General features: G+C 69.6%; 14 protein-coding genes. 7 read left to right on the top strand and 7 right to left on the bottom strand.

What is annotated here, in order from left to right:
* Positions 1-25 precede the first annotated feature (25 nt).
* Positions 26-1,885, bottom strand: a complete 1,860-nt coding sequence (locus O9Y01_RS08370; protein ID WP_269631084.1) for a sensor histidine kinase — start codon at positions 1,883-1,885, stop codon at positions 26-28.
* Between the two features lie 180 nt (positions 1,886-2,065).
* On the opposite strand from O9Y01_RS08370, the gene O9Y01_RS08365 reads away from it, so the two are divergent.
* Positions 2,066-4,258, top strand: coding sequence for an NHL domain-containing protein (locus tag O9Y01_RS08365; RefSeq protein ID WP_269631083.1), 2,193 nt, complete (start codon positions 2,066-2,068; stop codon positions 4,256-4,258).
* A 120-nt stretch (positions 4,259-4,378) separates the two neighbouring features.
* Here the strand turns inward: O9Y01_RS08365 and O9Y01_RS08360 are convergent, their stop codons facing one another.
* On the bottom strand, positions 4,379-6,994 hold the full coding sequence (locus O9Y01_RS08360) for a DNA topoisomerase III (RefSeq protein ID WP_269631082.1): 2,616 nt from the start codon (positions 6,992-6,994) through the stop codon (positions 4,379-4,381).
* A gap of 165 nt (positions 6,995-7,159) precedes the next feature.
* Here O9Y01_RS08360 and O9Y01_RS08355 point away from each other — a divergent pair, with 165 nt between their 5' ends.
* From O9Y01_RS08355 to O9Y01_RS08345, 3 genes are read left to right on the top strand one after another with little or no spacing between them, the layout of a single operon-like run.
* Complete coding sequence (locus tag O9Y01_RS08355; protein WP_269631384.1) at positions 7,160-7,642, top strand: SET domain-containing protein; 483 nt, start codon at positions 7,160-7,162, stop codon at positions 7,640-7,642.
* Positions 7,643-7,656: 14 nt separating this feature from the next.
* Positions 7,657-8,532, top strand: coding sequence for a biotin--[acetyl-CoA-carboxylase] ligase (locus O9Y01_RS08350; protein ID WP_269631081.1), 876 nt, complete (start codon positions 7,657-7,659; stop codon positions 8,530-8,532).
* Positions 8,526-9,218 carry a hypothetical protein gene (locus O9Y01_RS08345; protein WP_269631080.1) on the top strand — a complete coding sequence of 231 codons (693 nt, stop codon included), beginning with the start codon at positions 8,526-8,528 and terminating at the stop codon, positions 9,216-9,218. Before O9Y01_RS08350 ends, O9Y01_RS08345 begins: the two co-directional genes overlap by 7 nt.
* A 1-nt stretch (position 9,219) precedes the next feature.
* Here O9Y01_RS08345 and O9Y01_RS08340 read toward each other — a convergent pair whose 3' ends face one another.
* The 4 genes from O9Y01_RS08340 to tkt form a co-directional block, all read right to left on the bottom strand.
* A complete protein-coding gene (locus O9Y01_RS08340; RefSeq protein WP_269631079.1) occupies positions 9,220-10,965 on the bottom strand; it encodes a S8 family peptidase in 1,746 nt (581 codons plus the stop codon).
* A gap of 182 nt (positions 10,966-11,147) precedes the next feature.
* Positions 11,148-12,146: a type I glyceraldehyde-3-phosphate dehydrogenase gene (gap, locus tag O9Y01_RS08335; protein WP_269631078.1), complete on the bottom strand. Its 999-nt coding sequence runs from the start codon at positions 12,144-12,146 to the stop codon at positions 11,148-11,150.
* Between the two features lie 217 nt (positions 12,147-12,363).
* Positions 12,364-13,380: a hypothetical protein gene (locus tag O9Y01_RS08330; RefSeq protein WP_269631077.1), complete on the bottom strand. Its 1,017-nt coding sequence runs from the start codon at positions 13,378-13,380 to the stop codon at positions 12,364-12,366.
* Between the two features lie 60 nt (positions 13,381-13,440).
* Positions 13,441-15,483, bottom strand: coding sequence for a transketolase (gene tkt, locus O9Y01_RS08325; protein ID WP_269631076.1), 2,043 nt, complete (start codon positions 15,481-15,483; stop codon positions 13,441-13,443).
* Positions 15,484-15,695: 212 nt separating this feature from the next.
* Here tkt and O9Y01_RS08320 point away from each other — a divergent pair, with 212 nt between their 5' ends.
* From O9Y01_RS08320 to O9Y01_RS08310, 3 genes are all read left to right on the top strand, one after another.
* Entirely contained in the window at positions 15,696-16,316 is a 621-nt protein-coding gene (locus tag O9Y01_RS08320; RefSeq protein WP_269631075.1) for a hemerythrin domain-containing protein, read from the top strand.
* Positions 16,317-16,358: 42 nt separating this feature from the next.
* Positions 16,359-17,078: an N-acetylmuramate alpha-1-phosphate uridylyltransferase MurU gene (gene murU / locus O9Y01_RS08315; RefSeq protein WP_269631074.1), complete on the top strand. Its 720-nt coding sequence runs from the start codon at positions 16,359-16,361 to the stop codon at positions 17,076-17,078.
* A 265-nt stretch (positions 17,079-17,343) separates the two neighbouring features.
* Complete coding sequence (locus O9Y01_RS08310) at positions 17,344-18,963, top strand: M20/M25/M40 family metallo-hydrolase (protein ID WP_269631073.1); 1,620 nt, start codon at positions 17,344-17,346, stop codon at positions 18,961-18,963.
* A gap of 137 nt (positions 18,964-19,100) precedes the next feature.
* Here O9Y01_RS08310 and O9Y01_RS08305 read toward each other — a convergent pair whose 3' ends face one another.
* A complete protein-coding gene (locus O9Y01_RS08305) occupies positions 19,101-22,256 on the bottom strand; it encodes a ligand-binding sensor domain-containing diguanylate cyclase (protein WP_269631072.1) in 3,156 nt (1,051 codons plus the stop codon).
* Positions 22,257-22,308 lie beyond the last annotated feature (52 nt).

Below are 22,308 nucleotides of genomic sequence, written 5' to 3'. Positions count from 1 at the left end.
CAGTATCGTCGCTGCTGCATGGCCTTCAGGATTGCAGGGGCAGTTCGAGGTCGAACCAGAACCGGCTGCCCACGCCCGGCTCGCTGTGCACCTCGATGCGGCTGCCCATCAGGCGCACCAGCTGCTGGCTGATGGACAGGCCCAGGCCCGTGCCCCCGGTGCGGCGGGCGTCCTCGGCCACCTGCTCGAAGGGCTGGAACAGGCGGCCCACCTGCGCAGCGTTCATGCCGATGCCGGAGTCGCTGACCTCGATGCGCACGGTCGCGCTGGACGGCGTCTGCGCCACCAGCTCCGCCACCAGGCTCAGCCGGCCGTGATCCGTGAACTTGACGGCATTGGACAGCAGGTTGAGCAGCACCTGGCGCAGGCGCTGGCCGTCCACGCGCACGCGCAGCGGCAGGTTCTCGTCGATGCTGACCAGGAAGGCCAGGCGCTTCTCGGCCACGCGCAGGCGGATGGCGTCGCAGGCCACCTCCAGCAGGGCTCGCAGGTCCACCGTCGCGGGCTGCAGGCGCACCTTGCCGGCCTCGATGCTGGCCATGTCCAGCAGGTCGGTGATCAGGGCCAGCAGGTGCTCGCCGGAGTCGCGCACGAGATTGATCTTGTTGCGCTGGGCGTCGTCCAGGCCGTCGTCCATCTGCAGCAGCTGGGCGAAGCCCAGGATGGCATTGAGGGGCGTGCGGAACTCGTGGCTCATGGTGGCCAGGAAGCGGCTCTTGGACTGGTTGGCCGCCTCGGCGCGGATCTTGGCCTGCGACAGCTCCATGGTGCGCGCCTCGACCAGCTCCTCGAGATGGTCGCGGTGCCGCGTGAGCTCCTGCTCGGCGAGGCGGCGCTGGGTGATGTCGCTGATCATGCCCTCGATGCGGGCCTCCTGCCCCTGCCCGCCCGGCACGACATGGGCACTGAGCTCGATCCACAGCTGCCGGCCGTCATGCGTGCCGACCAGCATGGGCACCTGCTGCAGCAGGCGGTGGCGCATCAGCGCGCGCAGCACGCGGCGCAGCTCGCCGGGCTCCAGGCTGACCAGGCGGCGCAGATTGCGCGAGGCGGCCAGGGCCAGGGCCGGCCGTTCGTAGCCCAGCATCTGGGCCATGGCCTTGTTGAGGCCCAGCAGGCGCCCTCGGCCGTCGGTCTGGAAGATGCCCTCGGTGGCGTTCTCGAAGAGGCTGCGGTAGCGGGCTTCGCTGGCGCGCAGGCCTTCCGAGGACTGGCGCAGCTGGTGGCTCATGCGGTTGAACTGCTCGGTCAGCTCGCCGATCTCGTCCCGGCGCTCGACCGCAAGCGTCACGCCCAGCTCGCCATGCGAGACCCGCTGCGCCAGCGCGCCCAGGCGCGAGACCGGCTGCTTCACCAGGCGGTTCACCAGCCAGTAGCAGGAGGCCAGCACGGCCACCAGCACGGCCGCCAGCAGCATCACCACGAAGCGGCGCATCTCCGCCACCGCGGCGGCCACGCGCTCGCCGGTGAAGTAGAGCCGGGCCTGGCCCACCTTGACCGGCCGCTGCTGCGCCACGGCCTGGTAGACCACATCGAACTCCTTGACCAGGGGAACGGTCGTGGCGGCGTTGTCACGCTGGCGGCGCAGGGGCTGGACGTCCACGCCCAGCGCCTCCAGCTCGATGGCCTGGACTTCCGGGTCGGCCATGACGGCGTCCAGCAGATTGGAGATGGCCGCGCTGTCCAGGTTCCAGATGGGACCCGCGAAGCCGCGCGCCGCGATCTGGGAGAGGCGCTCCTGGCGCTGCAGCAGGGCCTCGGTCAGCTGGCGTTCCTCGCGGCTGGTCCAGTAGGCGCCCACGGCCAGCACCAGCAGGGTCGCGACAGCGCCCAGGCCCGCCATCAGGCGTGTCTGGATGCTCCAGTCCCTCAGCGGTGCTCGCATGCGTTTCCTTGCCCAGGCCCGGCCGCCTCCAGCGGCCAGGAGGGTGTAATGCCAAGCGCACAACAACAAGGGCGGAGTGTCGCCCAATTTCCGCGCGCCGCAGACAATGCTGGGCCGACAAGTTCGGCGCGATGCCCGGGCGAAGCCCAGGCGCGACTTCAAATGAACAGGGAGAAAGACATGCGTAGATTGAGACTCCTGGCCGGCATGGCCTGGGGAGCCTGGATTCTTGCGGGCTGCGGTGGCGGTGGTGGCGGCGGCAGCGGCTCGACCGACCCCAAGCCTGTGGCCCCGGCGGTGGCGGCCTTGCCCGCCAGCGTGAAGGCCGATGCGGGTACCGCGCTGACGCTCAGCGCCAGCGTCAGCGGCGATCCGCGGCCCAGCCTGCAGTGGCAGCGCAGCAATGACGGCGGCACGACCTGGGTGGATGTCACCGATGCCCGGGACAGCCAGCTGACCCTGGCCGCCGTGAGCGGCGCCGACCAGTCCGCCCGCTTCCGCCTCAAGGCCAGCAACAGCCAGGGCCAGGTGCTCAGCAGCGAGGCCACGCTGACGGTGACGGCCAGCGTCAAGCTGCTGGCGGGCAGCCCGGGCGGCGCCTCCATGAAGGACGGCACCGGTGCCGAGGCCCGGTTCACGAGCCCCGGCGTCGTGATCGCGGACGGCGAGGGCTTCACCCTCGTCGACGCGGATTCACGCCTGCGGACCGTCTCGGCCACGGGCGAGGTGCGCACGCTGAGCAGCACCTGGAGCCCTCAGCCCAATCACTGGTGGATGGGCCTGGCCCTGGACAAGGACGGCAACTACATCGCCGCGTCCGCCTCGCACGGCACCATCTACGGCCAGCTCTTCCTGGCGATGCAGGAAGTCGTCAGGATCGACCGGCGCAGCGGCGCGCACACCGTCCTGTGGAAGAACGTTCTCGGACGCACCCCTCCCATGGTCCCGGACGGCCCCTGGACCCTCGCGGTGGACGCATCGAACCGGATCTGGCTCGCAGCCGACCAACTGCTGAGGCTCGAACCCTCGGGCGATCTCACCGCCGTCCCTTGCAAGGACATGGACACGCCTGCCAACAACGCTGCTTGCGCCTACGCCGGCGGCCTGGCCTTCGACGGGGCGGGCAATCTGTACTTCTCGTCCACGGGCAGCCAGCGCATCCGCTATCGCAACCCTGCCGGTGAGGTCCGCACCCTGGCCGGCGCCACCGACGTCCGCGGCGCCGACGACGGCCAGGGCGCTGCGGCCACCTTCTACGAGCCCAAGGGCCTCGTCCTGGATGGCGCCGGGCAGCTGCTGGTCCTGGATCAGGGCAGCCGCATCGTCCGCAGCGTCGGCCTGGACGGCAAGGTCAAGACCCTGGCCGGCAAGGCCTTCCAGGGCGACGTGGTGGTGGACGGCGTGGGCAGCGCCGCGCGCTTCTCCTTCCCGCAGTCGCTGGCCATCAATGCCAAGGGTCAGGTCGCCGTCACCGACACCAACACCGTCCGGCTCCTGAGCGCCGACGGCACGGTGCGCACGCTGGCCGGCCGGTCGCGATGGCTGGGTGGCAAGGTCGACGGTCCCGGGGAATCGGCCCGCTTCAGGCAGGCAGCGTCCCTGGCCAAGGGCAGTGCCGGCGAGCTGTTCATCTGGGACATCGGCGCCTGGGCGCTGCGCCGCGTCGCCCCCGATGGCGTGGTCAGCACCGTGGCCCAGTCCGAACCTGTGCGCTCTGCGGAGCAAGGCCTGGCCGCGGGGCCGGCGAAGAGCCTCTACATGGCGGACGCACAGTACATCTGGCGCCTGAACGCGGATGGCAGCAACGTGCCGGTCATCCTCAAGGCCGATGCCAAGACCCTCATCGAAGACATGGAGGACCTCAGCGCCGACGCCGCCGGCGACCTCTACGTCGCCGACACCGTGGGCCTGCGCATCCGCAAGGTCAGCGGCGACGGCAAGTCCGTGACCACGCTGGCAGGCCTGCAGCACGTGAAGGGCTCGCGTGACGGCGGCCCCGACGTGGCCACCTTCGAGAAGGCCCATGCGGCCGCGGTGGACGCGCGAGGCAATGTCTATGTGGCCGACGGCAGCACGGTGCGCAAGGTCAGCAGCACCGGCGTGGTCAGCACCATCGGCGGCCTGGCCGGCCAGGCCACGGTGGTCGACGGCCCCGCAGCGACCGCCCGCTTCGCCGATGCGCGCCGCATCGCCGTGGACAGCGCCGGCAATGTGCTGGTGCTGGACGGCAGCCAGCGCCTGCGCCGCATCGCGCCGGACGGCAGCGTCAGCACCGTCCACACGGGCTTCGACCTGCGCAGCTTCACCGTGCTGGCCCCCGGACGCGTGGCCATCGTCGACGAGGACGCCGTGTTCCTCGTGTCCTTCCTCTGAGCCTGCGGGGAGGCTCGCATCGAGCCTCCCGGGAGCCGCCCGGCTCCCCGCAAGCGCCCCTGAAACGCGAAGCGGCGTGCCGGTCTCCACCGGCACGCCGCTGCGCTTCAGCGAGGGGCTTCAGGCCTTCTTCGCCGCCGTCTTGCGCGCCGCACCCTTGGCCGCCGGCTTGGCCGCGCGCGGCTCGAACTCGAACATCACCTTGCCGGCCTTCGCGTCATAGCTGAGGAAGGCCTTGAACTTGCGGCGGGTCTTGTTGGAGACGAAGTTCTCCAGCAGGTCGGTCTTGCCGGTCTCCAGCAGCTTGCGCATCTGGTTCAGCTCGATGGGCTGCTGCAGGATGATCTTGCCGCTCTTGAAGTCACAGCTGGGCGCCGGGCCGGTGCTCTTCTCGCAGACGTAGTTGCTGCCGTGCTCGTAGACGGTGCCGCCGCACTTGGGGCAGGCGCCCAGGGGCTCGGCCTGGCTGAAGTCCACGGCCTCGGCGGCCTCGTCGGCCTTCTTGGCGTCTTCGCCGAAGTCGAACTCCAGCTTCCAGTTCTGGATCTCCTCGTCATAGACCAGGGCCAGCTCGGCCGTGAAGGGCCAGCCTGCCTTGGAGCGGAAGCCTTCCAGCGGGCCGATCTTCTTGTCGCGCAGGAACTGCTCGACCTCGTGCAGCTCGAAGCTGCGGCCGCCGGGGATCTTGCCGATGGAGAAGCCGCAGCCCTCGGAAGCGCCATCCTTGCCGCAGCAGGTGAAGCGGCGGTAGTTCTCCTTCACGACGCCGCCGCACTTGGGGCAGGGCGTCTTGAGGGTGGCGTAGTCGCCGGGGATGGTGTCGCGGTCGTATTCCTTGGCCTTCTGCACCACGCGCTGGGTCATCTCCGCGATGCGGGCCATGAACTCCTCGCGGTTCAGGCGGCCCTTCTCCATCTCGGCCAGCTGGTGCTCCCAGTTGCCGGTCAGCTCGGGCTTGGTGAGGTCCTCGACGCCCAGGCCGCGCAGCAGCGTCATCAGCTGGAAGGCCTTGGCGGTGGGGATGAGCTCGCGGCCCTCGCGCAGCATGTACTTCTCGGTGATCAGGCCTTCGATGGTGGCCGCGCGCGTGGCTGGCGTGCCCAGGCCCTTCTCGGCCATGGCCTCGCGGAGCTCGTCGTCGTCCACCAGCTTGCCGGCGCCTTCCATGGCGGAGAGCAGCGTCGCTTCGGTGTAGCGGGCCGGCGGCTTGGTGGCCAGGCCCTTGACGTCGACGTGCTCGGTGCGCACCACCTCGCCGGCCTTCACCGGCACCAGGCTGGCGCCGCTGCCGTCCGCCGGATCGTCGGTCTGGCTTTCCTTGCCGTAGACCGCCAGCCAGCCGGGGTTGACCAGCACCTTGCCGTTGGTCTGGAACTTGTAGTCCTTGCCGGCGGCCTTCACCGTGGAGATGCGGGTCGTGACCTGGAACTCGGCCGCGGGGAAGAACACCGCCAGGAAGCGCTTGACCACCAGCTCGTAGAGCTTGGCCTCGGCCTCGGTGAGGCTCTTGGGCGCCTGCAGCGTGGGGATGATGGCAAAGTGGTCCGAGACCTTGGCGTTGTCGAAGACCTTCTTGGTGGGCTTGATATAGCCCTTGTTGAGCGCCACGCGGGCATGGCCGGCCAGGGCCTGCAGCGGCCCGGGCAGGTCCTCGTTGGCGATCATCTCGGCGGTCTGCTTGGCGACGGCCAGGTAGTCCTCGGGCAGGTAGCGGGAGTCGGTACGCGGGTAGGTCAGGACCTTGTGCTTCTCATAGAGCGCCTGGGCCAGGCCCAGCGTGGTCTTGGCCGAGAAGCCGAAGCGCGAGTTGGCCTCGCGCTGCAGCGTGGTGAGGTCATAGAGGCCGGGGCTGCTCTGCGAGCTGGGCTTGCTCTCCTCGGTGACGGTGGCGGGCTGGCCCTTCACCGCGGCGGCGATGGCCTCGGCCTCGGCCTGCGTCCAGACGCGGTCGGCCTTCAGCTCGGGGTCCTCGGCGTTCTTCTTCCAGGCGGGGTCGAACCACTTGCCCTCGTACTGGCCGGCCTCGGCGTCGAAGCTGCCGCGGATCTCCCAGTAGTCGCGGGCCACGTGCTTGCGGATCTTCTCCTCGCGCTCGACGACGATGGACAGCGTGGGCGTCTGCACCCGGCCCACGGTGGTCAGGAAGAAGCCGCCGTCGCGCGAGTTGAAGGCCGTCATGGCGCGCGTGCCGTTGATGCCCACCAGCCAGTCGGCCTCGGAGCGGCAGCGGGCGGCGTCGGCCAGGGGCAGCATCTGCGCATCGGAGCGCAGGCGCTCGAAGCCCTCGCGGATGGCCTGCGGGGTCATGGACTGCAGCCACAGCCGGCTCACCGGCTTGTTGATGGCCGCCTTGGCCGTGCCGGCGTACTGCACGATCAGGCGGAAGATCAGCTCCCCTTCGCGGCCCGCGTCACAGGCGTTGATCAGGGTCTCGATGTCCTTGCGGCGGATGAGCTTGACCAGGGCATTGAGCCGGCCCTTGCTCTTGTCGATGGGGTTGAGGTCGAAGTGCGGCGGAATCACCGGCAGGTGGGCGAAGCTCCACTTGCCGCGCTTGACGTCGTACTCCTCCGGCGCCTTGATCTCGACCAGGTGGCCCACGGCGGAGCTCACCACGTACTGGTCGTTCTCGAAGTACTCGTCGTGCTTGTCGAACTTGCCGGACTGCGGCGTGAGGGCGCGCACGATGTCCTGCGCGACGGAAGGCTTCTCGGCAATGATCAGGGCTTTGCTCATGGTCTCTTCTGACGTTCCTGGTGGGGCTGGCCGCCGGCAGCAAAAGCTCTGCCTACAATGCGGCCTCGCGCGCACGCACACGCGCACGCACCCATGATTTCAATGTAACCAACTCAAGCCATGCCGCAAGCCGCCCGCAAGAAGACCGCAGACGCGCCATCCTCCATGGCGGTGAGAAAGGCCGCCAAGGTCGTCAAGGGCGGTGGACGGCGCATCCAGGTGCGGCGCTCGGGCGTGCACGGGCGCGGTGTCTACGCGGTCACCGAGATCGCCATGGGCGAGGTCATCGTCGAGTACACCGGCGAGCGCATCGACTGGGACGAGGCCATGGACCGCCATCCCCACGACCCCAGCCAGCCCAACCACACCTTCTACTTCGGCCTGGACGACGGCACGGTGATCGACGCCCTGCACGGCGGCAACAGCGCCCGCTGGATCAACCACAGCTGCGATCCCAACTGCGAGGCCGACGAGGTCAACGGCCGCGTCTTCATCAAGGCCCTGCGCGACCTGATGCCCGGCGAGGAGCTGTTCTACGACTACGGGCTGACGGTGGACGAGCGCTACACCCCCAAGTTGAAGAAGGAATACGCCTGTCATTGCGGTGCACCGCAGTGCCGTGGCACCATGCTCACGCCCAAACGCTGACACCCCTGCCCCACATGGCTGCCAATCATCAGAACTGGGGCGCCGAGTCGCTCTGGCAAGACCTGGAACCCCTGCTGCCCGGCCTGTCCATCGAGGTCCTGGCCCGCACGGACTCCACCAACAGCGTGCTGCTGGAGCGCGTGCGCTCGGAGCACCGTTCCTCTGGCGAGCGCGGCCCGGACCGCGTGGGCGAGCGCGGCGGCTTCGGCCGCCGGGCCCATGACATGCAGCCCTGCCTGCTGGTCGCCGAGCACCAGACCGCCGGCCGTGGCCGCATGGGCCGCATCTGGCACGCCGAGGCCGGGGCCTCGCTGACCTTCTCACTGGCCCTGCCACTGACGCTGCCGGACTGGTCCGGTCTGTCCCTTGCCGTGGGCTGCGCCATGGCCGATGCCCTCGAGCCCCAGCCCGCCAGCCCGCCGCGCCTGCAGCTCAAGTGGCCCAACGACCTCTGGCTGGACGGACGCAAGCTGGGTGGCATCCTCATCGAGACCGTCAGCGCGGGCGAGCAGCGCATCGCGGTGATCGGCGTCGGGCTGAACATCCGCCCGCAGAAGCCCGGCAACGAGAGCCAGTTCATGAGCGGCTACGCCAGCCTGGATGAGCTCGACCCCGCCCTGAGCGCGCCCGAGGTCCTGCGCCGCGTCGCACGCCCGCTGATCCAGGCCGTCACCGGCTTCGCGCAGGGCGGCTTCGGCGCCTGGCAGCAGCGCTACGAGGCCCGCGACCTCCTGCGCGGCCGCCCCCTCACGGCCGGCGGCAACGAGGGCGTGGGCGCGGGCATCAGCGCCCAGGGCGAGCTGCTGATGGACGTGCAGGGCCAGCGCCAGACCGTCAGCGCCGGCGAGGTGTCCGTGCGTCTGCAAGCCAGCGAGCCGCCCGCATGCTGAGACTCCTCTTCGCCGCGACCCTGCTGCTGAACCTGCTGATCTTCGTCTTCACCCAGGGCTGGCTGGACGGCCTCACCGGCCTGCATGCCCGCGGTGACAGCGACCCCGCCCGGCTGCAGCAGCAGGTGAACCCCGAGCAGCTGCAGCTGCTGAACGCGCAGGCCGCGAAATCGGTCCAGGCCCGCGCCTGCCTGGAGTTCGGGCCGCTGATGGGCGACGACACCCTGCGCAGCGTGCAAGCCCAGCTGGACAAGGCCGGCATCGCCGCCACGCAATGGCAGGACCAGCGGGCCGAGCAGGCCGGCGTCTGGGCCGTGGCCACCATCCGCTTCCCCAACAAGGACTTCCAGCAGCGCAAGGAAGAGACCTACAAGCGCATGCGCATCAACTTCGAGTACCTGGCCGGCCCGCCCGAAGAGGTGCCGACCATGGTGCTGTCCCGCCACGGCAGCGAGAAGGCCGCGGAGGCCGCCCTGGAGGCCATGAGCCAGCGCGCCCTCAAGGGCCTGCGGGTGATGCAGCTTCAGGCCGCCAGCAGCCTGCATGTGCTGCGCTTTGCCCAGGCCGACGGTGTGACGCAGGCCAAGCTGCGCGGCATCAAGGAGCTGGGCGAGGGCCGCAGCTGTGCCGCCGCCCCTGCTGCCAGCGCCACCGAGGCAGCCAGCGCCGCCCCGTCCGCCCGCTGACTCAGGCCTGGCGCCGCCAGCGCCGCAGCAGCGGCACGCTCGCCAGCAGGGCCAGCAGCCAGGCCGGGCTCATCGCACCGCCACCACCGCCCGAGCTGGCGGGCGGAGGCGGCGCCACGCTGGCCAGCGCGGCGCGCGCGTCCAGCATGCCCGCGCCGCAGGTGCTGGTGGTGCAGTAGCACTCCAGCTGATCGGCGCCGGTGGGCGCCGTGCAGGCCGGCGGATTCGCATCACCGCCCGAGCCGCCTCCCGTGGTCGGGAAGGGGCGCACCGTGCTCACGAGGGCCTGGCGGACCTGGTCTGGCGTCAGCTCGGGCTTCACGGACAGCAGCAGCGCGGCCACGCCCGAGACCAGGGGCGCCGAGAAGCTCGTGCCCACCGAGGCGTCACTGTTGGTGTAGGCGTTGTCGTTCGAGACCGGCCCCTGCTTGCCCGAGTTGGTGGTGCTGAGCATGGGGTAGAGGCAGGCGCCGCTGGCATTGACGCAATTGCCGCCCGGTGCGGCCAGTGCGACCTCCGGCCCCACGCTGGAGAAGCCCACCTTGGTGCCCACGTGGCGCAGGCCCGCCACCGCGATCACGCCGCTGCAGTTGGCCGGCAGACCGACCGCCTGACCGGAGGTGTTGCCCGCCGCGGCGACGATGACCGCACCCTTGGCCCGCACCGCGGCCACGGTCTCGGCGTACATCGTGGCCGTGCCGCCGCCGTCGCTGCAGCTGCCGCCGCCGCCCAGGCTCATGTTCAGCACCCGTGCCGGCGTGGGATTCAGGGGCAGGCCCGGAACGGCGATGCCCGCGGCCCAGCGCATGCCGGCCCAGATGTCGGAGTCGTAGCCGCCGCACTTGCCCAGCACCCGCACGGGCAGGATCTTGCTGGACCAGCTGACGCCGGCGACGCCAATGCCGTTGTTGCTCGCCGCACCGATCAGGCCGGACACCCGCGTGCCATGCCAGGAGCTGTTGGCGACGTCGTCATAGGTGCAGCCGCTGATGCTGCCCGCCTCGATGTCGGCATTGCTGACCCAGTCGCCGGGGTCGCTGGCATCGCTGTCGGCCCGGTCGCCGTCGTTGGCCACGGCCAGGGCGTCGACGTCATTGGTCATCGCGCCGATCATGTCGTAGCCGGGCAGCAGCTTGCCTGCCAGGTCAGGGTGGTCGTAGCGGACGCCCGTATCCAGCACGGCCACGACCACGCTGCTGCTGCCCTTGCTGAGATCCCAGGCGCCTTCGGCATTGATGCTGGAGACCAGGTCCTTGCTGGGCGGCATCAGGTACCACTGCCCATGGCCATTGCTGCCCTGCGCCTGGTTGACCTGCGGATAGAGCGGGTCGTTGGGCACCGCGGCCAGCCGCCGGCGGTGGTCCACGGCCACCAGCTCGATCTCGCTGTCACGGGCCAGGCGGGCCGCCAGGGCCTCCGAGCTCAGGCCCCGGGCCAGCACGACCTGCGTGCGCTCGTCCAGGCTGTGGTGGGCGTGCAGGGCCAGGCCCGTGCGCTGCCCCAGACTCTGGGCGCGGCTGCGGGCGATCTGGCGGGCGGTGGCCACGTCGGTCCTGGCACTGAGCGCCTGGGCGCGCACGCTCTGGGCGCCGGCCTTGAAGCGCACGACCACCCGACCCACGGTCTCGGTGCCGGACGCCGCGGCGGCGGTAGCGCTCGCGGACTGGGCCTGCAGGCCCAGGGGCGCCGCCAGGGAGGCCATCAGCAGGCCCAGGGCCAGCGGACGCGAAGGGATTGACTGAGACATGCGAAAGGGCTCCAGATCGGGGACGGTCCAATGCCCGGCAGTGTAGGGATTTCGGGCTCCGCCGGACGTAAAGAAAGGCTAGGCAAAACACGCAGGCCAGGCAGGGCCTCGCCATGCTTGACATAGGGCGCCGCCAAAGGAAAAGCCCCGCCGGGGCGGGGCTTTCGTGCGGGTGGCGGCGCTTACTTGGCGACCACGCGGACCATTTCCAGGACCTTGTTCGAATAGCCCCACTCGTTGTCGTACCAGGACACGATCTTGACGAAGGTGCTGTCCAGGGCGATGCCGGCCTCGGCGTCGAACACCGAGGTGCAGGACTCGCCGCGGAAGTCGGTGGCGACGACCTTGTCTTCCGTGTAGCCCAGCACGCCCTTGAGCGCGCCTTCGGACTGGGCCTTCATCTCGGCGCAGATGTCAGCGTAGCTGGCCGCGCTGTTCAGCTCGACGGTCAGGTCGACCACGGAGACGTCGGAGGTCGGCACGCGGAAGGACATGCCGGTCAGCTTCTTGTTCAGCTCGGGGATCACCACGCCCACGGCCTTGGCGGCACCGGTGCTGCTGGGGATGATGTTCTCGAGGATGCCGCGGCCGCCGCGCCAGTCCTTGTTGGACGGGCCGTCAACGGTCTTCTGGGTGGCGGTGGCGGCGTGCACGGTGGTCATCAGACCGCGCTTGATGCCCCACTTGTCGTTCAGCACCTTGGCCACGGGGGCCAGGCAGTTGGTGGTGCACGAGGCGTTGGAGATGATGGCCTGGCCGGCGTAGGTCTTGTCGTTGACGCCGTAGACGAACATGGGGGTGTCGTCCTTGGACGGGGCCGACATGATCACCTTCTTGGCGCCAGCCTTCAGGTGGGCCTCGGCGGTCTCCTTGGTCAGGAACAGGCCGGTGGACTCGACGACGATGTCGGCGCCGACTTCATCCCACTTCAGCTCGGCCGGGTTCTTCACGGCGGTCAGGCGGATCTTCTTGCCGTTGACGATCAGGGTGTTGCCATCGACGGCCACGTCGCCCTTGAAGCGGCCGTGCACGCTGTCGTACTTCAGCATGTAGGCCAGGTAGTCCGGCTCCAGCAGGTCGTTGATGCCCACGACCTCGATGTCATTGAAGTTCTGGACAGCGGCGCGGAACACCATGCGGCCGATACGGCCGAAGCCATTGATACCGATCTTGATCGTCATGCGGAAGTCTCCGGAGTGAAATGAAAAAGCTGTGAAAACCTGACTGCGCGGGATTTTCGCCGATTCCGGCGCCCTGGTCGCAGCCGCCCCGGAACAAAGGGGGTACGTCGGCGGCTCTTTTCGATCCAGCGCAAGCCGCGGCGGGCATGGGCACACTCCCGCATGCCCGTCCGCGCCTGCGGCCGGTGCGTCAGCAGACCGGCCCGAGCCGCCCGCCTCAGGAGCCCGCCGGATCCAGGTCCAGCTGCCCGCAGGGCACCTGGATCTGCAGCGTCTGCCCGAAGAGCTCGTTGGCCTGCTTGTCGGAGCCGAAGGCGATCTGGCGTTCGCCCAGCCACTTCAGGAAGGGCGCACGGTTGGGATCGCGCTTGCCGCCCACGCGCAGCTCGTTGGGCAGGGCCGGGCCGTAGATGGTGTAGTTCACCTTGAAGGGGCAGCCCATGGTGTTGAAGTCGAAGTTCGCCTTCAGCTGCCGGGCGCCCTGGGTCATGGACAGGAACTCCACCAGACTGAAGTTCTCCTGCTTGAGCACGTAACGGCGATGACCCGCCGGGACCATGGTGAAGCGCTGCTGCATGACCTGCGGCTCCTCCTTGCCCGTGCGGCAGGGCATGCGGTAGGTCTTGACCCGCTCGATGGCTTCCCGCTCCACGGCCCTGTCACCCGTGCTGTGGAGCACCTTGACCTCCGGCGCCTGCTCGCCATCGCCGGTGAAGGTGGCCGCCAGCACCACATGCTCGACACTGCGGCTCAGGGTCATGATGCGGTCCATGTCCTTGCGCGGCATCACGGGGCAGAAGGGCAGACGCCGCTGCGCCGTCTCCGGCACCGGCAGGGCCTCCATGCTGGAGTTGCTGAAGTCGAACTCCTGCACGGCGCTGACCGTGCCGTCCTCGGCCTTCAGACAGGGCAGGCGGTAGTCGGCCACGTAGCGGTAGACGCGGTCCTGCATGTCCTCGCGGGCCGTGTTGGCAAGCACCTCGACACGCGGCGCGGCATCAGCCTTTTCGAAGTGAAGGCGCAGGCGCATGAAGCCGTGGCTGCGATCGAACCGGTGGTGCGCCGGGTAGCTGATCGTGCCGTCCGGCCGCTTCAGGCAGCCCAGCGACTGGGCCGGCGATGGTGGCGTGCTGTCGGTCTGGGCCTGAGCGAGCCCCGTCAGGCCTGCCCAAAGAAAAAGGGCCGCCAGCAGGCGACCCTTCATGGTCTTGTTTTGATGCGCTGTTCTATTCATGCGCTCCTCCTGTGATGAGGAGCGCACTCTAGCGCAAGACCTGGCCCTTAACGCTGGCCCTTAACGCTTCAGACGTGCGGCCCCCACGGCCACCTTGACCGTGTCCACCACGTTCTCGGCCGTGAAGCCGAAGTGCTTGAACAGCACCGGCGCGGGGGCGGACTCGCCGTAGGTGTCGATGCCCACGACGGCCGAGACGCCGTACTTCCACCAGAAGTCCGTCACGCCGGCCTCCACGGCCACGCGGGGCACGCCCGCGGGCAGCACGCTGGCCTTGTAGGCGGCGTCCTGGCGGTCGAACACATTCGTGCAGGGCACCGAGACCACGCGGGCGGCGATGCCGTCCTTGGCCAGCAGGGCCTGGGCATTCATGGCCAGCTGCACTTCCGAACCCGAGGCCATGATCACCACCTGGGCCTTCTTCTTCAGGCCCACCTCGGCGGGCTCGGCCAGCACGTAGGCGCCGCGGGCGATTTCATCGACGGCGGTCTTGGGCGCATAGGGCAGGTTCTGGCGCGACAGGGCCAGCACGCTGGGGCGCTGGGCATTGCCGATGGCCATGGTCCAGGCGACCACGGTCTCGACGGTGTCGGCCGGACGCCAGACGTCCAGGCCCGGAATCAGGCGCAGGCTCGAGACGTGCTCGATGGACTGGTGGGTCGGGCCATCCTCGCCCAGGCCGATGGAGTCGTGCGTGAACACATGGATCACGCGCTGCTTCATCAGCGCGGCCATGCGGATGGCGTTGCGGCTGTAGTCGCTGAAGGTCAGGAAGGTGCCGCCGTAGGGGATGTAGCCGCCATGCAGGGCGATGCCGTTCATGATGGCGGCCATGCCGAACTCGCGCACGCCGTAGTTGATGTGGCGGCCACCGTTGGCGCTGCCATCGGCTTCCAGGCGGAAGGCGGGCGTGCTCTTGGTGTTGGTCAGGTTGGAGCCGGTCAGGTCAGCCGAGCCGCCCAGCAGCTCGGGCAGTGCGGCGGTGAAGGCCTCCAGGGCCAGCTGGCTGGCCTTGCGGCTGGCCACGGTCTCGGCCTTCTCGTGGGCGGCCACGACGGCGTCCACGGCGATCTGCGCGAAGTTGGCGGGCAGCACGCCGGCCATGCGGCGCTGGAACTCGGCGGCCAGCTCGGGGTGGGCGGCGGCGTAGGCGTCGAAGCGCTCGTCCCAGGCCTTCTCGGCGGCGGCGCCGGCGGTCTTGGCGTCCCAGGCGGCGTAGACGTCAGCCGGGATCTGGAAGGGCTCATGCGACCAGCCCAGGGCCTCGCGCGTCAGCTTGATCTCTTCGGCGCCCAGGGGCTCGCCGTGGGCCTTGGCCGTGTTGGCGCGGTTGGGCGAGCCCTTGCCGATGTGGGTCTTGGAGATGACCAGCGTGGGCTTGTCGCTGCTCTTCTTCGCGGCGGCAATGGCGGCGTCCACGGCGTCCACGTCATGGCCGTCGATGGGGCCGATGACGTTCCAGCCATAGGCCTCGAAACGCTGGGCGGTGTTGTCGATGAACCAGGGGGCGACCTGGCCGTCGATGGAGATGCCGTTGTCGTCGTACAGGGCGACCAGCTTGTTCAGCTTCCAGGCGCCGGCCAGCGCGCAGGCCTCGTGGCTGATGCCTTCCATCAGGCAACCGTCACCCAGGAAGACGTAGGTGTGGTGGTCGACGATGGCGTGACCCTCACGGTTGAACTCCTTGGCCAGCATCTTCTCGGCCAGGGCCAGGCCCACGGCGTTGGTGATGCCCTGGCCCAGCGGGCCGGTGGTCGTTTCCACGCCCGGGGTGATGCCCACCTCGGGGTGGCCGGGCGTCTTGCTGTGCAGCTGGCGGAAGTTCTTCAGCTCCTCGATGGACAGCTCGTAGCCGCTCAGGTGCAGCAGGGCATAGATCAGCATGGAGCCGTGGCCGTTGGACAGCACGAAGCGGTCGCGGTCCGCCCAGTGCGGATTGGCCGGGTTGTGGCGCAGGTGACGACCCCACAGGGCGACGGCCATCTCGGCCATGCCCATGGGTGCGCCCGGGTGACCGGAGTTGGCCTGCTGCACGGCGTCCATGGCCAGTGCGCGGATGGCGTGGGCCATCAGGGTGGGGGTGCTTGCAGCGGTGTCAACCATGGTGGGTGCGGGCGGAAAGTTGGGGGTAAACCCGGCATTTTAAGGGGCGATGAAGTCACTTCGCTCCGCCTGCAAACCCTCGCTGCGCGCAAACGATTACGTCCATGGGAATCCGCCAAGGGCTTCACGCTTCTTGATCCATGGCAAGGCCGCCGAGGCCTGCTGGGGCGAGTCTTGGCAAAAGCCCGAAAAGAACGCACGGAGACATCGCCATGACCGGCCTCAAGCCCCTGACCCTGCGCATCATCCGCGACGAGCATGCGGCCCTGGCCGCCATGCTGCGCACCCTGCCGCTGCTGCTGGCGGAGCACCGCCGTGCCGGCACGCTGCCGGACTTCGCGGCGCTGCGCGCCATGCTCTTCTACGTCGACGAGTTCCCGGAGCGCCTGCACCACCCGAAGGAGTCGGAGCTGCTCTTCCCCAAGCTGCGCGCCCGCGCGCCGGCCATGCGCGATCTGCTGGACAAGCTGGACGAGGACCATGCCCGCGGCGAGCGCGCGATCCGCGACCTGGAGCACAGCCTGCTGGGCTTCGAGATGCTGGGGGACGCCCGCCGCGCCGCCTTCGAGCAGCAGGCCGAGCGCTACGTGCACCTCTACCTGCAGCACATGGACATCGAGGAACGCGAGATCCTGCCCGCCGCCATGCAGCTCTTCAGCGAGGAGGACTGGCAGGACCTGGACCAGGCCTTCGCCGAGAACAAGGACCCGCTCACCGGGCGCCACCTGGGCCAGCTGCAGACCGAGCTGGACGGGCCCTACCACGCGGTGTTCCAGCGCGTGCTCAATGCCCTGCCCGAGCCGCTGGGCCTGGCGCCCCGCCTGCCCGGCTGAGCGGCGGACGGTGAAGCCGCGAGGCCCCGTAGACTGCGGGGCATGAGAGCCATCATCCTGGCGGCCGGCCGCGGCGAGCGCATGCGGCCCCTGACCGACCACACCCCCAAGCCCCTGCTGGACGTGCGCGGCCAGCCCCTGATCCGCTGGCACATCCAGGCCCTGGCCGCGGCCGGCGTGCGCGACATCGTCATCAACTGCGCCTGGCTGGCCGATCAGTTCCCGGCGCAGCTGGGGGACGGCAGCCGCTACGGCGTGCGCCTGCACTACAGCGACGAGCAGCGCGACCACGGCCGTGCCCTGGAGACCGCCGGCGGCATCGCCAAGGCCCTGCCCCTGCTGTGCGCGGACGGCGACGAGGCCTTCTGGGTGCTGTCCGGCGACGTCTTCCTGCCGGGCCTGGTGCTGGACGCGCAGGCCGCACAGGACTTCGCGTCCAGCGAGCGCCTGGCCCATCTCTGGCTGGTACCCAACCAGGCCCACCATCCACGCGGCGACTTCGGCATCAGCCCGCAAGGCCTGGCCCTCAGCGGCGAGACGATCAGCCCGCGCTACACCTGGTCCTGCGTGGGTCTCTTCAAGCGCGCCCTGTTCGAGGGCGTGGCGCCCGACCAGCCCCTGCCCCTGCGCCCCTGCCTGGAGCGCGGCATCGGTGCCGGGCGCATCAGCGCCTCGCTGTATGGCGGCGAATGGACGGACGTCGGCACGCCCGAACGCCTGGCCGCGGTGAACGCCCCTGGGGCAAACCCGGCAACGTCCTGACACAAGGCGTCTGCCTGCCACAACAGGCGAGGGGCTCCGGCCGTCTGGGCCCCTGTCAAGTCTTACAGCTTCTCCCGGGCAATAGGCCGAATGGACTGCGAATCCAGCACAAACCCTGAGCACAACGGGCGATTGCCGCCCGAACAATCGCGTCGCCGACGCTGGCAGTCCCGCAGCGCGCAAGCAACAGGGGCCTGCTGACATTGATCGCTGCCACGAGCAGGGCGGTGTGGGGTCCCATCTTCCTCATCATCAGGAGACCTCCATGCAACGCAAGAACGCCTTGTCCGCCCTGGCCCTCGCCGCCAGCCTCTTCTGCCTCAGCGTCCCGGCACAGGCCGGTGACAAGGTCTGGATCAGCCTGGGCGACGGTGCCTACAGCGAGCTGCAGAAGCTGCAGCCCGGCGCCCGCGCCACCGCCTCGGTGGCGGTGTCCGAAGCCCAGCTGCGCCGCGGCGACATCGCCGGCCTGGCCACGCCCAGCGCCGCCCTCAAGGCCGAGAAGCTGCATCTGGTGCAGATCGACGAAGAGCTGCTGCCCGCCCTGTCCACCGCGCTGCACGAGAACCAGCACCGCTGCGGCGGCTACATGCACCATGCCAGCGAGCGCGACGGCCGCCGCGCCCTGGACCTGCACGCCGGCAGCCGCACCAATGCCCGCATCCTGACCGACCGCAGCACCCTGGCCACCCGCCCGAGCTACGTGATCGACCAGCAGACCGTGGTCAACCCCATGCTGTCGCAGATGCAGGCCAGCAACATCGTGCAGACCATCTCCGACCTGTCCAACAACTACAGCAACCGCTACTACCAGACCAGCGGCGGCGCGAACGCCTCGGACTGGCTGAAGAACAAGTGGCTGACCATGGCCAACGGCCGCACCGACATCACGGTGGAGCAGTTCACCCACAGTGGCTGGAAGCAGAAGTCGGTGATCGCCACCATCAAGGGCACGGACAACGGCAATGAGATCGTGGTCCTGGGCGGCCACCTGGACTCCATCAACCAGTCCGGCACCTCCGAGACCACCCGCGCACCGGGTGCCGATGACGATGCCTCCGGCGTCGCCAGCCTCACCGAGATCTACCGCACCCTGCTGGCCAACAACTACAAGCCGCGTCGCACCATCAAGTTCATGGCCTATGCGGCCGAGGAAGTCGGCCTGCGCGGCTCGGCCGAGATCGCCAACAGCTTCTCCGCCGCGGGCGCCAACGTCGTGGGCGTGATGCAGCTGGACATGACCAACTACAAGGGCTCGGCCAGCGACATCTACATCTTCACCGACTACACGGACAGCGCGCAGAACACCTTCGTCACCAACCTGATCAAGACCTACCTGCCGACGCTCACCGTGGGCACCGACCGCTGCGGCTATGCCTGCTCGGACCACGCCTCCTGGAACGCCAAGGGCTATGCGACGACCATGCCCTTCGAGTCCTCCATGTCCGGGGACAACAAGGCCATCCACACCGCCAACGACACCCTGGCCAACAGCGACAGCACCGGCGCGCACTCGCTGAAGTTCGCACGCATGGGCCTGGCCTATGCCGTGGAACTGGGCAGCGACGGCCCGACCACCACGCCCACCGACAAGACCGAGACCTTCACCGGCAGCCTCAGCACCGGCCAGACGAAGAGCTATGGTCCCTTCAAGGCCAAGGCCGGCGGCTCGTTCAAGCTGTCCACCACCGGCACGGGTGACATCGACATCTACGGCAAGCTGGGCGCCGTGCCCACGACCAGCAGCTACGGCTGCAAGTCCGATGGCAGCACGGCCACCGAGACCTGCACCATCAACGTCACGACCAACAGCGACGGCTACGTGCTGGTCAAGGGCTACACGGCCGGCAGCTACACGCTGACCGTGACCTACCGCCCGCAGTAAGGCGCCGGGCGCGGCCTGCTGAGCCGCGCCTGCCGAAATGGACAAGGCCTGGCCCTGCGGGGTCAGGCCTTGTCTTTTGTGGCCCCTTCCCGGGGGTCAGGTATTGCCTCGGGGCCCGATCCCGTCAGGCCTGCTGATCAGGCCTCAGCCTGGGCGAGGGGCACCGCGTCATGCTGCAGCCCCGAGCCCACCACCTTGAGCCGTCCGGTGGCCGCCCATTCGGCCAGGGGCCGGCGGCTCCATTCGCGCAGCTCCTCCAGGGTGTCGACCTCGGCGCTGACCAGGCCCAGCCAGCCATCACGGCCGCCGCGCTTGACGGCATACAGCGCCGCATCGGCCAGGTCCACCACCGTGCTCCAGTCCAGGCCCCGCGGAAACTTCGCCGACAGCGGGAAGGCGGCAAAGCCCAGCGAGCAGGTGCGCCGCAGCGTGCGCCCGTCATCCAGCTGGAAGTCGTAGCGCGACAGCGTGCGGCGCGCGCGCTCCGCCAGCTCGGCGGCATGGTGGCGGTCGGTATTGCGGGCCACCACGAGGAATTCCTCGCCGCCCCAGCGGATCAGGTAGTCGGCGTCGCGGAAGACCTGGCGCAGCAGGGCCTGCATCTGGGCCAGCACGGCATCGCCGGCCGCGTGGCCGTAGTCGTCGTTGACCTGCTTGAAATGGTCCAGGTCCACCATGAAGAAGACCATGTCCTGCCCCGGCTCGCGGGCCAGGCGCTGCACCTCGCCCTCGTAGCCGCGGACCACGCTGTTGATGTCCGACTCGATGTGCTGGGCCAGGAAGCGCCGGTTGCGCAGGCCGGTCAGCGGATCGGTCAGGCTGGCTTCCTTCAGCGCCTGGCTCAGGGTGAGCAGCTCGTGCGTGCGCTCGCGCACCCGCGCCTCCAGCACGGCCTGGGCACGGCGCAGGTAGCCGGTGCGGATCTGCACGATGCCGTAGATGCCCAGCAGGCCCAGCAGCACGCCGCCCAGGCGCGCCCACCAGGTCTGCCACCAGGCGGGCTGCACATGAAGGGGGATCAGCAGCTCGTGCGGGCTCCACTGCCCGACGCGGTTGCTGCCCTGCACCTGCAGCAGGTAGCGGCCGGGATCGAGATTGGTGTAGCTGGCGGTGCGCTGGCTGGCCTCGCTGAGGATCCAGTCCTTGTCATAGCCCTGCAGCCGGTAGCGGTAGCTCAGCACCGCCGGGTTGCTGAAGTCCAGGGCGGCGAACTCCACGCTGACATCGCGCTGCCCCGGCTGCAGCACCACGGTCTGACCCAGCGGACCGGGCGAGGTGCGCTCCCCGCCGATGCGCAGCTCGGACACCACCAGCGGCGGCTGGTAGGTCCAGGGCTTGAAGCGGCTGGCATCGATGACCAGCACGCCCTTGCTGCCGCCGATCAGCATGCGCCCGTCGTCCAGCCGCGTGTAGGCGCGGAACCAGCCGGTGCCGAAGGCGGCGCCGTCGGCCGCACTGAGCTCGTGGTAGCGGCCGGTCTTGGGATCGAAGACGGCGCGGTGGGTCCAGATGCGCCCCTGCTCGTCGTCCATCAGGTTGGCACCGAAGGCCTTGCCGCCCAGGCCGTAGCGCTCGCTGACGCGGTCGAACAGGGCCTCCTGGCCCTCCCAGCGCCTCAGCTGGTGCAGGCCCGCCGCCGTGTCCACCCAGAAGCGCCCCTGACGGTCCAGCAGCAGGCCCAGCACCGAATGGTTGGACAGGCCCGCGCCGGCCGGAGAGCGCAGCTCCTCCAGGGCCTCGCCGTCCTTGGACAGCAGGTAGAGCCCGCTCTCGCCGCCCACCAGCAGGCGGCCCTGGGCATCCTCGGCCAGAGCATTGACGTCACCGCTGAGCTTGCGACCGCCCACCAGGCTCATGCGAAGCAGGCGGTCCTGGGCCGGGTCGTAGCGGAACAGGCCGTCCTGCGTGGCCACCCACAACCGGCCCGCGCTGTCCGCCATCAGGCGGCGCACGCGGCCCTTGCCGGCGGCGTACTGGCCCAGCAGCTGGCGGGCCTCGTTGAAGCGGTAGAGGGCGGTGTCGGTGCCCACCCAGACCTGGCCGTCGGGCGTCTGCGCGAGGCCGCCCACGCGCCCGCCGCGAAAGCCGCTGCCCTCCTGCGGCGCGATCTGGCCCTGCAGGTGCAGCTCGCGGTCGAGGATGGCCACGCCGCGCTCGTTGGTGCCCATCCAGATGGCGCCGCTGCGCAGCTGCAGGATGCTGCGCACATCGGCCTGGGCCAGGGGGCTGTGCTCGTCGAGGTCGGAATGCCTGACCCACAGGCCGGCATTGGCCGGGTTGTGCAGCTGCAGGCCGCCGCCGTAGCTGCCCACCCAGATCCAGCCGGCGGCGTCCTTGACCAGGGCGCGCACATCGTTGCCGGCCAGGCCCCAGGGGCGGCGGATGTCGTGCTGCAGGCGGCGCAGCAGCCGGCCGCTGACGGGGTCGCGCTCCTCGATGCCGCTGGCCCGCGCCATCCACAGGCGCTGCGGGTCCGGCGCCACCATGGCGTAGAGGGTGTCGCGCCGACCGGACTGCTCGCCCAGCTCGACCCACTGCAGCTTGGGCGAGTCCTTGCCCAGGCGCAGCAGGTCCCCCTGCTGCGTGCCCACCCACAGATGCCCGTCCGGCGACTCCGCCAGCAGGGTGATGATGCGCTCGCCCAGCGGGCGGCCCTCCACCTGCAGGGTCTCGAAATGCGTGCTGCCCTTGCGCAGGCGGGCCACGCCGTTCCAGGTGCCCACCCACAGGTCGCCCTGGGAATCGAAGAACAGGGCCTGGATGCGGTCATCCGGCAGCCCGCTGGCGGGCCCCTGGCGGAAGTGCGTGAACTGGCCCGTGGCCGGATCGAAGCGGTCCAGGCCGCCGCCGATGGTGCCCACCCACAGCGTGCCGTCCAGGGCCTGGGCCAGGGCGCGGACGGTGCCGGAGGCCAGGGCTTTCGGGTCGTCCGGCTTGCTGCGGAAGAAGGTCCAGCGGTCAGTCTGGGGGTCGAAGCGGGCCAGGCCGTCGCTCTCGGTGCCGATCCAGAGCACCCCTTCCTGCGAGGCCAGCAGGGAGCGCACGAAGCTGGTCCCGGCGGGCGTCTTGCGGTTGTCGTTGCCCAGCTGGTAGGTGCGCAGCTGGTAGCCGTCGAAGCGCACCAGGCCGGCCGTGGTGCCGATCCAGATGAAGCCCCGCCCGTCCTGGGCCAGGGCGGACACCACACCGTCGGTGATGGAGGCCACATCGCCCACCGCCTCGAACCGGGGCTCGACCAGCGCCTGCGGCAGGCGGGGTGCCTGGCCGTGGGCCGGAACGGCCAGCGCCATCATGACAAGCACCGGCAGCGACAAGCGTGGAAGGAGGCGGGCGAGCATCCGGCGG

It is taken from the genome of Pelomonas sp. BJYL3 (assembly GCF_027257975.1).
Classification (GTDB): Bacteria; Pseudomonadota; Gammaproteobacteria; order Burkholderiales; family Burkholderiaceae_C; genus Roseateles_B; species Roseateles_B flavus.
The sequence above is the reverse complement of the archived record's forward strand: the minus strand, read 5'-3'. Positions and strand labels throughout refer to the sequence as shown.

What these genes read in the sequence shown, in the direction of transcription:
- O9Y01_RS08370 (WP_269631084.1), bottom strand. Translation starts at nt 1,885, where the DNA reads ATGCGAGCACCGCTGAGGGACTGGAGCATCCAGACACGCCTGATGGCG.
- O9Y01_RS08365 (WP_269631083.1), top strand. Translation starts at nt 2,066, where the DNA reads ATGCGTAGATTGAGACTCCTGGCCGGCATGGCCTGGGGAGCCTGGATT.
- O9Y01_RS08360 (WP_269631082.1), bottom strand. Translation starts at nt 6,994, where the DNA reads ATGAGCAAAGCCCTGATCATTGCCGAGAAGCCTTCCGTCGCGCAGGAC.
- O9Y01_RS08355 (WP_269631384.1), top strand. Translation starts at nt 7,160, where the DNA reads ATGGCGGTGAGAAAGGCCGCCAAGGTCGTCAAGGGCGGTGGACGGCGC.
- O9Y01_RS08350 (WP_269631081.1), top strand. Translation starts at nt 7,657, where the DNA reads ATGGCTGCCAATCATCAGAACTGGGGCGCCGAGTCGCTCTGGCAAGAC.
- O9Y01_RS08345 (WP_269631080.1), top strand. Translation starts at nt 8,526, where the DNA reads ATGCTGAGACTCCTCTTCGCCGCGACCCTGCTGCTGAACCTGCTGATC.
- O9Y01_RS08340 (WP_269631079.1), bottom strand. Translation starts at nt 10,965, where the DNA reads ATGTCTCAGTCAATCCCTTCGCGTCCGCTGGCCCTGGGCCTGCTGATG.
- gap (WP_269631078.1), bottom strand. Translation starts at nt 12,146, where the DNA reads ATGACGATCAAGATCGGTATCAATGGCTTCGGCCGTATCGGCCGCATG.
- O9Y01_RS08330 (WP_269631077.1), bottom strand. Translation starts at nt 13,380, where the DNA reads ATGAATAGAACAGCGCATCAAAACAAGACCATGAAGGGTCGCCTGCTG.
- tkt (WP_269631076.1), bottom strand. Translation starts at nt 15,483, where the DNA reads ATGGTTGACACCGCTGCAAGCACCCCCACCCTGATGGCCCACGCCATC.
- O9Y01_RS08320 (WP_269631075.1), top strand. Translation starts at nt 15,696, where the DNA reads ATGACCGGCCTCAAGCCCCTGACCCTGCGCATCATCCGCGACGAGCAT.
- murU (WP_269631074.1), top strand. Translation starts at nt 16,359, where the DNA reads ATGAGAGCCATCATCCTGGCGGCCGGCCGCGGCGAGCGCATGCGGCCC.
- O9Y01_RS08310 (WP_269631073.1), top strand. Translation starts at nt 17,344, where the DNA reads ATGCAACGCAAGAACGCCTTGTCCGCCCTGGCCCTCGCCGCCAGCCTC.
- O9Y01_RS08305 (WP_269631072.1), bottom strand. Translation starts at nt 22,256, where the DNA reads ATGATGGCGCTGGCCGTTCCGGCCCACGGCCAGGCACCCCGCCTGCCG.